The 12534-nt window shown below is 55.8% G+C and carries 14 protein-coding genes; 8 read left to right on the top strand and 6 right to left on the bottom strand.

All coding sequences use genetic code 11. The features are described 5' to 3' along the window. The first annotated feature begins 25 nt into the window (after positions 1 to 25). The 4 genes from HDF14_RS15145 (at position 26) to HDF14_RS15130 (ending at position 3370) form a co-directional block, all read left to right on the top strand. On the top strand, positions 26 to 1834 hold the full coding sequence (locus HDF14_RS15145) for a glycoside hydrolase family 13 protein (RefSeq protein ID WP_313899594.1): 1809 nt from the start codon (positions 26 to 28) through the stop codon (positions 1832 to 1834). Positions 1835 to 1921: 87 nt separating this feature from the next. Then, entirely contained in the window at positions 1922 to 2167 is a 246-nt protein-coding gene (locus HDF14_RS15140; protein WP_183978199.1) for a hypothetical protein, read from the top strand. Between the two features lie 112 nt (positions 2168 to 2279). After that, positions 2280 to 2660, top strand: a complete 381-nt coding sequence (queD, locus tag HDF14_RS15135) for a 6-carboxytetrahydropterin synthase QueD (RefSeq protein WP_183978197.1) — start codon at positions 2280 to 2282, stop codon at positions 2658 to 2660. A gap of 26 nt (positions 2661 to 2686) precedes the next feature. Then, the gene (locus HDF14_RS15130; protein ID WP_183978195.1) at positions 2687 to 3370 is read left to right on the top strand and encodes a 7-carboxy-7-deazaguanine synthase QueE; all 684 of its coding nucleotides are present in this window, start codon (positions 2687 to 2689) and stop codon (positions 3368 to 3370) included. A gap of 6 nt (positions 3371 to 3376) precedes the next feature. Here the strand turns inward: HDF14_RS15130 and HDF14_RS15125 are convergent, their stop codons facing one another. Then, complete coding sequence (locus HDF14_RS15125) at positions 3377 to 3622, bottom strand: hypothetical protein (RefSeq protein WP_183978193.1); 246 nt, start codon at positions 3620 to 3622, stop codon at positions 3377 to 3379. A gap of 42 nt (positions 3623 to 3664) precedes the next feature. Here HDF14_RS15125 and HDF14_RS15120 point away from each other — a divergent pair, with 42 nt between their 5' ends. Both HDF14_RS15120 and HDF14_RS15115 read left to right on the top strand, forming a co-directional pair. Beyond that, positions 3665 to 4804, top strand: coding sequence for a purine nucleoside permease (locus tag HDF14_RS15120; protein ID WP_260698305.1), 1140 nt, complete (start codon positions 3665 to 3667; stop codon positions 4802 to 4804). 76 nt (positions 4805 to 4880) lie between these two features. Continuing rightward, positions 4881 to 5606, top strand: coding sequence for a hypothetical protein (locus HDF14_RS15115; protein WP_183978191.1), 726 nt, complete (start codon positions 4881 to 4883; stop codon positions 5604 to 5606). A 56-nt stretch (positions 5607 to 5662) separates the two neighbouring features. Here the strand turns inward: HDF14_RS15115 and HDF14_RS15110 are convergent, their stop codons facing one another. Further along, complete coding sequence (locus tag HDF14_RS15110; RefSeq protein WP_183978189.1) at positions 5663 to 6142, bottom strand: DUF1440 domain-containing protein; 480 nt, start codon at positions 6140 to 6142, stop codon at positions 5663 to 5665. Positions 6143 to 6323: 181 nt separating this feature from the next. Next, a complete protein-coding gene (locus tag HDF14_RS15105) occupies positions 6324 to 7313 on the bottom strand; it encodes a tagatose 1,6-diphosphate aldolase (RefSeq protein WP_183978635.1) in 990 nt (329 codons plus the stop codon). A 961-nt stretch (positions 7314 to 8274) separates the two neighbouring features. Here HDF14_RS15105 and HDF14_RS15100 point away from each other — a divergent pair. Together HDF14_RS15100 and HDF14_RS15095 are read left to right on the top strand one after the other, a co-directional pair. Continuing rightward, on the top strand, positions 8275 to 9333 hold the full coding sequence (locus tag HDF14_RS15100; protein WP_183978187.1) for a catalase family peroxidase: 1059 nt from the start codon (positions 8275 to 8277) through the stop codon (positions 9331 to 9333). Continuing rightward, positions 9330 to 9896, top strand: a complete 567-nt coding sequence (locus HDF14_RS15095) for a cytochrome b (RefSeq protein ID WP_183978185.1) — start codon at positions 9330 to 9332, stop codon at positions 9894 to 9896. The genes HDF14_RS15100 and HDF14_RS15095 overlap by 4 nt, the downstream gene beginning before the upstream one ends. A 126-nt stretch (positions 9897 to 10022) precedes the next feature. On the opposite strand, the gene HDF14_RS15090 is transcribed toward HDF14_RS15095, so the two are convergent. From HDF14_RS15090 to HDF14_RS15080, 3 genes are all read right to left on the bottom strand, one after another. Continuing rightward, positions 10023 to 10967, bottom strand: coding sequence for an aldo/keto reductase (locus HDF14_RS15090; protein ID WP_183978183.1), 945 nt, complete (start codon positions 10965 to 10967; stop codon positions 10023 to 10025). Positions 10968 to 11109: 142 nt separating this feature from the next. Next, positions 11110 to 11493: a nuclear transport factor 2 family protein gene (locus tag HDF14_RS15085; RefSeq protein WP_183978181.1), complete on the bottom strand. Its 384-nt coding sequence runs from the start codon at positions 11491 to 11493 to the stop codon at positions 11110 to 11112. A gap of 23 nt (positions 11494 to 11516) precedes the next feature. Then, on the bottom strand, positions 11517 to 12461 hold the full coding sequence (locus HDF14_RS15080; protein WP_183978179.1) for an aldo/keto reductase: 945 nt from the start codon (positions 12459 to 12461) through the stop codon (positions 11517 to 11519). Positions 12462 to 12534 lie beyond the last annotated feature (73 nt).

Below are 12534 nucleotides of genomic sequence, written 5' to 3'. Positions count from 1 at the left end.
AGAAACTTGCGTAGACCATAGTCCGGTGAAGACTCCCTCTCTCGCCGCCTTCCTGCTTGCTTTCGCCGTCCTCGCGCCTGTGCCCATGATCCAGTCAGAGACCGCTGTCCCTGCTTCTGCGCCCGCCCTCGTCAATGGCTACCAGCCAACGTGGTGGAAAGAAGCGGTTGTCTATCAGATTTATCCGCGGTCTTTCAAGGACTCGAACGGCGATGGCATCGGAGACATCCCGGGAATTACCTCCAAGCTCGACTACCTCCAACATCTCGGCGTCAACGTCATCTGGCTCAGCCCCCACTACGACTCGCCCAACGCCGACAACGGCTACGACATCCGCGATTACCGAAAGGTCATGGCCGAGTTTGGAACCATGTCTGACTTTGACACGATGCTCGCAGGCATCAAACAGCGCCACATGCGCCTCATCATCGACCTCGTCGTCAATCACACCTCCGACGAGCATCACTGGTTCGTCGAAAGCCGCAAGTCCCAGGACAATCCTTACCGCGATTTCTACTTCTGGCGTGACGGCAAACCCGGTCCGGCAGGACCCGACGGGAAGCCCACGCTGCTCCCACCGAACAATGATCCGTCTTTCTTCTCTGGCTCCGCCTGGCAGTTCGATCCCTCCACCAGTCAGTACTACCTTCACTACTTCGCAGTAAAACAACCCGATCTGAACTGGGACAATACCAAAGTTCGCGAAGAGGTTTACAGTCTGATGCGCTTCTGGCTTGACAAGGGCGTTGACGGCTTCCGCATGGACGTCATACCGCTCATCTCGAAGAATCCGGCCTTCCCTGACCTCACTCCCGACCAGCTCCATAACTATGGCAATGCCTACGCCAACGGTCCCCACATGCACGAGTACCTTCAGGAGATGAATCGTAACGTTATGGCGAAGTATGACGTCATGACCGTAGGCGAAGCCCTCGGTATCTCCCTCGAACAGACTCCACTTATCGTTGGCGACGACCGCCACGAACTCAATATGATCTTCAATTTCGACGCGATCCGCTCTAACCGCGTAGGACGCGACGCCTTTAAGCCGACAGACCTTCCAACTCTCAAAGCTATCTACACCCGTCACGCTGAACAACTAGACGCTCACAGCTGGGACACAGTCTTTCTTTCCAATCACGACAATCCGCGTATCGTCTCTACCTTCGGCGACGACTCGCCCGAGTTCCGCATTCCCTCCGCCAAGCTTCTTGAGACCATGCTCCTCACATTGCGCGGTACGCCCTTCCTTTATCAGGGCGACGAGCTGGGCATGACCAATTATCCCTTCAAAGCCATCGGAGACTTCGACGACATCGAAGTAAAGAACGCCTACAAGGCCAACGTCGTCACCGGCAAGATTCCCGAAGATGTCTTCATCGCAAACCTCCGTCACACGAGCCGTGACAACTCCCGCACCCCCATGCAGTGGGACTCTTCCGCCAGCGGAGGCTTCACCACCGCACACAAACCCTGGCTCGCCGAAAATCCCAACTACACACAGATCAACGCAGCTGCCGAAGTCGCTGATCCAAACTCGGTTTACAACTACACCAGCAAGCTTATCGCTATCCGTCGGGCTCATCAGGTCTTCGTGTACGGCGACTACAAGGACCTTGATCCGGATAACAAATCCATCTTTGCCTACACTCGTACCCTGGGCGCGGAGCGTTACCTCGTTGTCCTCAACTTCTCCAAAGTTCCGGTCGCCTACGTGTTGCCCGTCGCCCTCAAAGCCGGGACTCTTGTCCTTTCGAACCTCGCGGCCAGCGAGCAAAATACGAGCACGCTCCATCTTGCTGGCTGGGAAGCCCGCATCTATAAAGTGCAATAGAGGCGATGGTCTTCGGTCCGCCGAATATATGACTCGCCTTGCACTAAATGCCCCGATGCTTGTCTCGCCGTAAAATAAATTTATCTGATGGGACGTAACCTCTTCATTCTCGCTGGCAGCCTGATCTTATTCGCCTTCATCTCTTGTGGAGTTGCGTACACAAATATTGCCCAGCAGCCCGGTTCGCCTGGCGACGCCTCTCTCTGGCGTACTATGGGCCTCGCCCTCTTCGTTATCGGCCTGGCCGTCGCGCTTGCTGGCATCCTCTCTTCACTCTTCGAACAGGCTGAGCGACGTGCCGAAGAAGACCGGCGTGCGAAACGCCGTCGCTAGCCCGTGTCGCCGCGCAAAACGGTACAATCGAAGTGAGGCTACCGCCACGTCTTTAGCCCACTCTCACCCCTCCAGACGCGGCCACTGAAAGATCGAAGGGATTCCCATACTGATGTTTGAAATAACCGTAGAAGCCGGTTTCTCTTCCGGCCACTACCTCCGCAACTACAGAGGCAAGTGCGAAAATCCGCATGGCCACAACTACAAGGTTTTCGTCACCCTGATCGGCGAAGAACTCGATGAAGCCGGTATGCTCCTCGACTTCAAGCTCCTTAAGCAGGTAATGCGGCCCACTGTCGACTATCTTGACCACTTCATGATCAACGACCTGCCGCCCTTCGACAAAGAGATAAACCCAAGCGCCGAGAATCTTGCAAAGTATTTTTACGAACAGACCAGCAGCCAACTTCATGAGATGACCGGCGGACGCGTTCGCGTGAAAGACTGCACTCTATACGAGACCGACACAAGCTTCGCTCGTTACTACGAATAGTGGAATCACGGTAGCGAGACACAAAAATGCATTTAATCGAACTCTACAAATCCGTTCAGGGCGAGTCCTCCTTCGCTGGTCTCCCTTGTATTTTCGTGCGTCTTGCGGGCTGCAACCTCCGCTGTGCCTGGTGCGACTCCGAATACACTTTCACTGGCGGTAAACCCTACAGTGCCGATGAAATCGTCGCGCAGATCGAGGGTTTCGCACCATGCCGCCTCATCGAGTTCACCGGCGGCGAGCCTATGCTTCAGTCCAGGGAGCTACTTCCTCTCATGGAACGTCTGCTGGCGCAGAACTATACGCTCATGATCGAGACCAGTGGCGAGCGCCCGTTGGTTGATGTTCCTAAAGCCGTTCATAAAATTGTCGACGTCAAATGTCCGGGATCAGGTAGTGCAGCCAATAGCTTCCGCATGGAGAACCTCGAAGCCCTCACAAAAAATGACGAGGTAAAATTCGTTATCTCCCACCGCGAAGACTACGACTTCGCTCGCGACTTCATTCGTACCCATGGGCTTCATGAAAAGGCAGGCCAGATACTTCTGAGTCCAGCCTTTAGTAAGGCTCCGAGCCTCCTTCGCACAACCGACAATGCCACGTTGGACCCCCGCGTCCTTGTCGAATGGATGATGGCTGACGGCATCGACGCACGCTTGTCGCTCCAGATACATAAATTCATCTGGGAACCTATTAAGAAGGGTGTTTAGCTCGAATTAGTTGAACAGGCCGAGTGAACACACCGTAGCTGCCATCGTGATCAGGACGGCTGTTTCATATCCACTTCCTTTCTTAGTGGGGCTTGGACGCTTCATTTTGACAACCCGACCTCTTTCGTTTTGTCGCTCGCGTTCAGGTAGCTTTCGCATTGCTCTTTCACAACACGTGACCAAGGGAATCCAAGCGGCCATCACGACAAAAAAAGCGACGGTCACCACGACAGCAGTTGTATCTTCAGGCATTGCAGTCTCCTTCCTACTCTTGCCGGAATAGTGCGTTCATCCATGCCTTCGTTACAGGGGAAGACAGCCGCTACGCTACCATTACCTATGCGCATTCTTTCTGCTCTTTTTCTGCTCGCGACCATTGCCTCCGCGGCCGTCAGAGTTACTGCACAAAACGATCCTCCGTCTCCACGGAAGCCCCTTGAAATCAAAGTGGTCGTTATCAACATGTTCGAGGTCGGAGCCGACACTGGCGATGCGCCAGGTGAATATCAATACTGGGTGGAACGAGAGCACTTGGACACGGTGCTTCCGTTTCCTGCGGGCTACCACGACCTGCGCCTCAACGAGAAAAGCGGAATACTGGGGATCCTAACGGGTGTCGGAACTGCTCGCACCGCCGCCACGATCATGGCTCTTGGTCTCGACCCACGCTTCGACCTCACTCATGCCTATTTCCTTGTTGCCGGTATCGGCGGGATGGATCCTCGTATGGGCTCGCTTGGCTCTGCAATTTGGTCTGATTACATCGTCGATGGGGACCTCGCCCACGAGATTGACGCTCGAGAAATTCCAAAAGACTGGTCGACGGGATACGTTCCGCTTGGTAAGTCCACCCCATATGAGCAACCACGTACTGCCCGGTTCGGCGACGATGGCAACGTCTATCACCTCAATACCTCGCTAGTTGATTGGGCCTTCGCGCTCACTAAGGACACGGCGCTGCCTGACACAACAGCGATGGCTACTCGCCGCCAGCAGTACACCGAAGAGGCGGCTCACCGGCCTCCCTTCGTTCTGCGAGGTGATAATCTCTCCGCTTCGACTTTCTGGCACGGCAAGCTCCTCAATCAGTGGGCTCGCGACTGGGTAAAGTATCAGACCGATGGGCATGGCACTTATGCCATTTGCGGCATGGAGGATACCGGCACGATGCAATCGCTTACTTGGCTCAGCCACGCGCATAAGCTGGATATCAACCGTGTTTTGGTCCTCCGTACCGCTTCCAACTTTGATCAACAGCGTCCGGGCGCCACGGCTGCCGAGAGCCTCGGCGAAACCAAAGTCCGGCAATACAGCGCATACCTGCCGGCGCTCGACGCTGCTTACCGCGTTGGGCACGTTGTCGTAGACAATCTGATTGCCAACTGGGAGCAGACTCGAGACCACATCCCTACTGGCGCCACCTCGCTAAAATAATGTCTGGAGCCGCACACTGAAGATCCTCATTCTCTCCCCGCACCGCGATGATGCAGCGTTCTCGCTTTCGCTTGCGATGATTCACTGGCTTACTTCACGCCACACAGTTACGTTGCTAAATGTCTTTACTCGCAGTCGCTATGCTCCTTACTCCGATGCTGCGTTCGTCCACGAAAACGACGAACTCTCCTACGTCTCAGCAATGCGCCTTCGCGAAGACGAACTCTTCCTTCGCCGCATCAAGGAGTCCCTTCCCAAAGGGCTAAAGAACACCCTTAACATGCATGATTTGAACCTCAAAGATGCGCCTATTCGGCTTAGAGTGCCGGTCGATCAGATCTGTAACACTCCAGTCAACTCAGCCGACCCTTCACTCGAAAAGATCCGCAGAGCTCTCGCGCGTCAATCGGAACTGGGAACGATGGAAGCAGTTGTTCTTCCTGCTGGCCTGGGCAATGATGTCGACCACCTCACGGTCCGCGAAGCTGCTATGCCCTTTGTTGCATCGCTTCCGGCTGCCTTTTACGAAGATCTTCCTTATCTGGCTACTTACCCTTCCTCTACTAGCGACCTAGAGACTCTGAACTCGCCAGCTAAGGAACGTAACGATCCCCTCACCGAGATCATTTACCACACCGGCGAGTCCCCAACCGATGCCATAGCTCGCAAGCGAAAGCTGGTTCTCAACTACGCATCGCAGATTGACGATGAAGTTGGCGACATCATGAGCAACTTTGCTGCCCGCTACGACGGTGGAGAACGGTTGTGGGCCAACAAACTGTGGCACTCGTCCTTCGCCTAGTCATTCACAGGCGAGCGAGGAGTGCCACGGTTCCTGACATTCCGTGCGTTGAGACTCTACCCCAACATCTTTCTTGCTTTCCGACGAACTGTCTCGGTCACCACTCCGTACACAACGTGGGTGGCCATCTCGCTGGTGCGTTCGCGCGTTGTTTGGTCGTGCGAATCGACTGGAAGACCCAGTGCAGGTAGCCCCGTTCCATGAGTCAGAGAAGTCAGCGCCATTCCAAAGGCTGCACCGTCCTTCGCTGTAGCTTGCGGATAATATTCTGCCAGCGCTCCGTATGCGGCGCCGGTTAGAGCCCCGAATCCCCAGTGAAGCGTCTCCACCGCAGTTGTCTTCTGCGTGCCCACAAGTTCGTGCCCGACGAGCTTCTCCGCCAATATTGCGAGTGGGTCGGGTTCTCCATGAGTTCGCGGGCGGTAGATCTTCTCCGTAAGCGCTTTCGCTGCGGTCGCAACCAACCCGCCGATCAAGCCTGCCAGCATACCTTTCGCTAACGACCTCGCAACTGTCTTCTCTTTCAACTTCTTCATCGCTCGACCTCAAATCAATTCATCTAGCCTACGATGCGTCCCAGGCTTCTTTAGGGTGTGTCGTATCAAACATCGTTTTTTTCTCGATCTCTTGTCAGGTGGTGCTGAGGGGGAGAACGGCGTCTCGACACAATACAAAGGCGCTGCAGGAATGCAGCGCCTTTGTATTGATGCTTGATGATTATTTGGATTCGACTTTGCTGTGCCAGGAGTGCGCTGACTTTAGTGCGTTGTTGACGTTGGTGATGTTTTCTACGCCGGTGGTGTTGAGCCAATCTTCAAAGGCCTTGGCACCCTGCTTGGCGTAGATGGCGATGCCGTCTTTCCACGTGGCGCGGCCGCAGAGGACACCGTTGAAGGTGGTTCCGGATTCGACGGCCAGTTCCAAGGTCTCGATGAAGACGGGGTTGGAGACGCCGGCAGAGAGATAGATGAAGGGCTTGTGGGTCATGGTGGCGGCGTCGCGGAAGTGTTGCAGGGCTTCCTTGCGGGTGTACGCCTTCTCGCCCTTGAAGGACTTTGTGCCTTCGACAAAGGCCATCTCGACAGGAACCTCGACCTTGAGGACGTCCACGTTGTAGTGAGCCTTGCCGAATTCAGCCATGGAGCCGGAGACGATCTCGGGCTTCTTCTTGGCGTAGGCTACGGACTTTTCATCGCCGCCTTCGGCGTCGTAGCCGACGAACTCGAGGAAGAAGGGGATGTCGTGCGCGATGCACTCGGCACCGATTCGTTCGATCCATGCCTGCTTGAGGTCATTGACCGATGTCTTCTCGTAGGGCGTGTAGTAGAGGAGAATTTTGATGCAGTCTGCTCCGGCTTCTTTCAGCCGGCGGACGCTCCAGACGTCGAGGAGGTCGGGCAGGCGGCCGGGGGTGGTGGCGTCGTAACCGGTCTTCTCGTAGGCGAGCAGGAGGCCCTTGCCGTTGCGGTGCTTGGAGGCTGGGAGGCCGAACTCGGGGTCGAGGAGGATGGCCGAGGCGTGCTTGGTGAGGACGGAGGTGACCAGGGTCTTGAACTCCTCGAGGTCATGGGCGTCGGCGGCGGCTCCGCGCTCCTTGGCGAGGGACTTCTGGAGGGATCCGCGCTGGTCCATGGCGGCGGCGGCGATCACGCCACGATGGTCGGAGACGGCCTTGAGGCCGGCTAGCTTTCCTGGAGTCAACTTGATCATGGGGTGCATGTCTCCTGAGACGGTTCGAGTGATGGAAGGACTACGAAGGGTCATTTTACACAGCGGAGTGTATGTTCTGCGTGAAGGGCGAGGTGATGTTGCTTTGCTGCGGATGTTACGTGATTTTCGATGTGTGACGACGTCGTTTGTTGGAGATGAGATGCGGCGTCGGCTCATTCGGTGTCACCACAGGTTGGGACGGTCAGGTGGCTTGAGCGGTCAAGGGGGTTGGGCTGGCCTTATCTATTTTTCGCTTCATCACGGGCCTGCGGTGAACCCGCGTGTCAGCTGTTCAGCTGCCGCTGAGTGGGGGTACCCCCCCGGGTTGCCCTGGTGTAAGTCTCATGAATGCAGCGAGATAGCGGCAATGATGGCTGCTAAATTCGTGCAGGCAAAGGGGTTACGTCCAAATTCTTCTCAGGAAAGGACTTAGAGCGTTTAGTTCCTCAGCGCGAGCCCGGCGAGGCCCTTTTTGTTTCCTTCAACCCCACTCAACCTCTAGTTTAGCGGAATGAGGGTAACTGATACGCCACGTGTAAGTGGTTGTGGGGAAGCAGGTTAGAGGATTTCGGGTCTTGACAAAGTTTTTTGCGGCGGGTGGGAATTCGGATGGTTGGGAAAAAACAAATACGGGGTTTCTCTGCTGCGCGTCCACGGTGAGACTGTGGCCGCTTCGGTCGAAATGACGGTCCTTTTGGTTTGGGCGAGAGAAGCAGATATAGCCACATGACGGTTCTTTCGGTTCGGGCGCGAACGGGCGAGAGAAGCAGAGATAATCACAAAGACAACGGCAGATTCGTCTCCCACGTAGCGAGAGAAACTTCAGTGCACCCACGCGGACGTTCTTCCTACAAAATTTCGGTCACTCTCGAAGTTTTAAGCGACCGCAGCGGCAGAGATGCGCTCTATCTGATTATGGTATCGATCCGAGCCCATAGCTGAAAGAAACGAGGTTTGAATGGCTCAGTCTTCTGCATCACCGAAAGATTTTCGGCTTTGGCCATTCGTAGTGATTGCTGCTGTGGTGGGCATCGCCGCGATTTGTTTTGCATATACGGCTGGATGGCTGTCACCAAACAGGCTGACCCCCAAAAAGTTGGTAGCGGGGTTGGCTCCTCCCGGCGGCCCGGCATTGGGGCATCGCCGTAACCATTCCAAAGGTATCTGCTTCACCGGAACGTTTGAGGCGAACGGCGAAGGTTCGGCATTGTCGAAGGCACCGGTTTTCGTTCGCGGCCAATATCCGATTGTGGGGCGGTTTAACCTTGGCACTCCGAATCCGAATGCTGAGGACGCAATGGTGCGTACGCGCGGCCTGGGCATCCTCATCACTACGCCGGACGGGCAGGAGTGGCGCAGTGCGATGATCAATGCGCCGATCTTTCCCGTATCGAATCCGCAGGCCTTTTACGACCTCCTGACTGCCTCCGCGAGCAAGGACCCTAATGCGATGAAGAACTTCATTGGCGCAAATCCGGGGTTCCTTACGTTTCTCCCGTGGGCCAAGAGTGATCAATGGACCGAGAGCTATGCGGAGGAGCCCTACAACAGTCTCAACTCGTTTCTGTTCGTCGATGAGTCGGGCACGAAGCATCCAGTCCGCTGGTCGTTGATACCGGCAGCACAACCTGTTTCTATTTCGCCAGCGGAGCTGGGCAAGCGTGGTCCCGATTATCTCGAGCAGGAGATCACGCAGCGTGTGGCTGCGGGTCCTCAGCACTGGAAGCTCATGGTCACCGTTGCGAACCCCGGCGACCCAACAGCAGACCCCAATAAGGCATGGCCTGCTGATCGTCGTACGATCGACGTTGGAACAATGACGGTACAGCAGATTGAACCAGAGCGCGACGGTCCGTGCCGCGACATCAACTACGATCCGACCGTGCTGCCGGCCGGAATCACCACGTCGGATGACCCATTCCCCGCTGCACGCTCGGCAGCGTATTCCCGGTCGTACAACAGCCGTACAGCGGAAGAGGCAGACTACCCGCGTACCGCGACAGGAGCCAAGCAATGACAACGACCCGCACACGCTTTGCCGTTCCGCAGCGAATACTTCACTGGCTGATGGCAATCTGCATCCTGTCCATGCTGTTTATCGGGGTGGGTATGGTTTCGACCATTACCACCAAGTACCTGACATTGGTCCAGATTCACAAGCCGCTGGGAATAGCCATCCTGGTGCTGGCGCTTATCCGTCTGGCGCTGCGTCTCTACTACGGTGCGCCTGCCTTGCCCGCGGACCTACCGACGCCGATGAAGCTGGCCGCGGAGCTGTCGCAGTACATTTTTTACGCGCTGATGATCGCCATGCCGCTGATCGGCTGGGCGATGTTGTCTGCTGCGGAGTACCCGGTGGTGCTTTTCGGCAGTGTGCATCTGCCGTCGATCCTGCCCGTAAGCCCCAGCCTGCATACGCTGCTGTGGCATGCACATTACTACCTGGCCTTTGCGTTTTTTGGACTCATCCTGATGCACGTCTCCGCAATTCTCTTTCATAAGCTGGTGAGAAATGACGGCGTGTTTGAAGCAATGGCCTCAGTATCCACAGACGACCAACCAGAACGACCCACCCACTGACCGGGCCCGCAAGACTGCGTTTTCGCGCACGGTCTTGCACTCCATAGCGGTGGTGTGTCTGCTGCGTTCAGGGCCTCACATATTTATTTTTTTCTTGCGTGTGCCGCTTGAGGTGTTAGTTGGCTTTCATGTTGATCGAACTCGTGGAATGAAGCCCGGGACACCGGTCTTCATCACTTCGTTGAGTCTCTGCCTGGTCTGAATGCGGTTGATTTCGTCGAACGCGTCTTGCGGAAGGGCGGATATGTTGAAATTTTCTTTCGCGCGAGCCGCCGTTGTGGTCTTGACAAGCAAAGTCGTGCCGCGCTGCAACGCCCATGCCAGCAGCACTTGTGCCGGCGTCCTTCCAAGTCGTGAGGCGATTGATGAAATGACTGGATCTTCAAGTGGTCCCGACTTCATTCCATGGCCCAATGGCGCACCCGCCAAAAACACAATGCCCTTTTCCGTGCAGAACTCGAGAAGCTCGGGCTCCGGAAGATACGGATGTGCTTCGACCTGGATTACGGCTGGCTTGATTCGCGCAGATTCGAAGAGGGGCGCCAGTTCGTTCAAGCCGATGTCAGACAGCCCGATGGCCCGGCACCTGCCGTGGTCCACAAGACTTTCCATCGCTCTCCAGGTGTCAAGCAAAGTCACGCCATGGTCGTAAATAATATTTCCGTTTTGATCCAAAGAATCGAGGTCGTCCCCGGGTTGAAACGCAAACGGAGTGTGAATTAAATAGAGATCCAGATAATCGAGCCGGAGTCTGTCCCGACTCGCCTCGAAAGCCGGCTCGACGCGCTCGGGCCGATGATTGTTGTTCCACAACTTCGTCGTAACAAAGATGTCTTCGCGCGCAATTCCCCCAGCGACACATCCCGCCTGCAACGCTTCGCCTACCTCACGCTCGTTCCGATATCGTTCCGCACAATCGAAGTGCCGATATCCGATTTCCAGTGCGTCTCCGGTCACAATTCTCGTCACGGCCGGATCGGGAATCAGCGTGCCAAAGCCGATTGCAGGCATCTGGCCGCTTCCGTGGGTGAGGGTGATTTTCGCAAACCGAAAATCAGAAGAATCGATCATAGTGAGCCTCGGCACTATCTCGCATCCAGCATCGCTCCGTAGACAGGCAATTCTTTTCTGGGCAGACGGGCGACGCGCGTCTTGATGTTACTACTCATGTCAGATAGACAGCTGACATGAGCAATTTCTCCTTGGTGCGATGTCATGCGATCCGCTGAACCCACTGGCTTCGCCAAGCCGGCGCCTCGAAGGGGTCCGCGAAATACTGTGTCTCGTGCGCGACCTTACCGTCGCGGAACTCCATGATGCTCACTGTGTACGCGGGACGTCCCTGGTAGACGATGGTGTACTCCGTGATCCAGAGGTCGCCTTTTCCGAGAATTCGTTTGACGCTGAAGCCCGATGGTTTGCCGGGATGATGACTCCGCAGGGCCTGCAAGTTGTTACGCCCGAAGATGCGTTCGCCCGACTGCGGATAATCACAGATGGCGTCATCGTGGTAAATATCGTGTTCTGTGTTTACATCGCCGTCTGCCGACGCTTTCCAATGTGCGTTGAGGGCTTCACGTATTTGTTCCTCTTGCATGGCCGCTCCAGGTGTTACTTGGCTTATGTTGATGAACCTCGTGGAATGAAGCCCGGGCTGCCGGTATTCACTACATCGTTGAGCCTCAGCCTCGTCTGAATGCGATTGATTTCGTCGAACTCGTCTTGCGGCAGGGGAGATATGTCGAAATTTTCTTTCGCGCGACCCGCCCTTTTGGGGGTGGTGAGCAAAGCCGTGCCTCGCTGCACTGCCCATGCCAGCAGCACCTGCCCCGGCGTCTTTCCAACTCGTGCGGCGATTGACGATATGACCGGATCTTCGAGTAGCCCCGGCTTCATTCCGTGACCCAATGGCGCGAAGGCCAGGAGCACAATGTTTTTCTCCTTACAGAAGTCCAGCAGTTCCGTCTCCGGCAAATAGGGGTGTGATTCGACCTGGACCACAGATGGTTTGATTCGCGCCGATTCGTAGATGGGTAACAGTTTTTCCAGGCTGATGTCAGACAGTCCGATGGCCCGGCATTTGCCGTGGTCCACAAGAGTCTCCAGCGCCCCCCAGGTGTCAAGCAGAGTCACGCCGTCGTCGTAGATCACGTTGCCGTTTTGATCTCGCGGATCCGGGTTGTCTCCGGATTGAAATGCGAATGGAGTGTGGATGAGGTAGAGATCCAGATAGTTGAGCTTGAGTCTTTTCAGACTCGCCTCAAAAGCCTGCTCGACGCGTTCGGGTCGATGATTGGTGTTCCATAACTTTGTCGTAACAAAGATGTCTTCGCGCGCAATCCCTGCTGCGGCAGAACCCGCCTGCAACGCCTCGCCGACCTGCGGCTCGTTCAGGTATCGCTCTGCACAATCGAAGTGCCGAAATCCGGCTTCGAGCGCCTCTCTGGTAGCGCTTAGCGTCACGGCTGGGTCCGGAATCAAGGTGCCAAACCCGAGTGCCGGGATACGGCCGGCTCCGTGGTTGAGTGGGATTCTCGTAAACCGAAAATCAGAAGACTCGATCATAGTGAGGCCTCGGCACTACCTTGGATTCAGGATTGCTGTCTTGATAGGCAATTATTTTTTCGGCAGACAGGGG

Origin of the sequence: Tunturiibacter gelidiferens (assembly GCF_014201335.1) — a bacterium.
Taxonomy (GTDB): Bacteria; Acidobacteriota; Terriglobia; order Terriglobales; family Acidobacteriaceae; genus Edaphobacter; species Edaphobacter lichenicola_E.
Note: the sequence above shows the minus strand (reverse complement) of the source record. Positions and strands in the feature narration are given on the sequence as shown.

Bases quoted from the DNA above. Each gene is read 5' to 3' on its own strand.
- HDF14_RS15080 (WP_183978179.1), bottom strand. From the start codon at position 12,461: ATGATCGAGTCTTCTGATTTTCGGTTTACGAGAATCCCACTCAACCAC.
- queD (WP_183978197.1), top strand. From the start codon at position 2,280: ATGTTTGAAATAACCGTAGAAGCCGGTTTCTCTTCCGGCCACTACCTC.
- HDF14_RS15140 (WP_183978199.1), top strand. From the start codon at position 1,922: ATGGGACGTAACCTCTTCATTCTCGCTGGCAGCCTGATCTTATTCGCC.
- HDF14_RS15125 (WP_183978193.1), bottom strand. From the start codon at position 3,622: ATGCCTGAAGATACAACTGCTGTCGTGGTGACCGTCGCTTTTTTTGTC.
- HDF14_RS15085 (WP_183978181.1), bottom strand. From the start codon at position 11,493: ATGCAAGAGGAACAAATACGTGAAGCCCTCAACGCACATTGGAAAGCG.
- HDF14_RS15095 (WP_183978185.1), top strand. From the start codon at position 9,330: ATGACAACGACCCGCACACGCTTTGCCGTTCCGCAGCGAATACTTCAC.
- HDF14_RS15130 (WP_183978195.1), top strand. From the start codon at position 2,687: ATGCATTTAATCGAACTCTACAAATCCGTTCAGGGCGAGTCCTCCTTC.
- HDF14_RS15110 (WP_183978189.1), bottom strand. From the start codon at position 6,142: ATGAAGAAGTTGAAAGAGAAGACAGTTGCGAGGTCGTTAGCGAAAGGT.
- HDF14_RS15100 (WP_183978187.1), top strand. From the start codon at position 8,275: ATGGCTCAGTCTTCTGCATCACCGAAAGATTTTCGGCTTTGGCCATTC.
- HDF14_RS15090 (WP_183978183.1), bottom strand. From the start codon at position 10,967: ATGATCGATTCTTCTGATTTTCGGTTTGCGAAAATCACCCTCACCCAC.
- HDF14_RS15120 (WP_260698305.1), top strand. From the start codon at position 3,665: ATGCCTTCGTTACAGGGGAAGACAGCCGCTACGCTACCATTACCTATG.
- HDF14_RS15115 (WP_183978191.1), top strand. From the start codon at position 4,881: ATGATTCACTGGCTTACTTCACGCCACACAGTTACGTTGCTAAATGTC.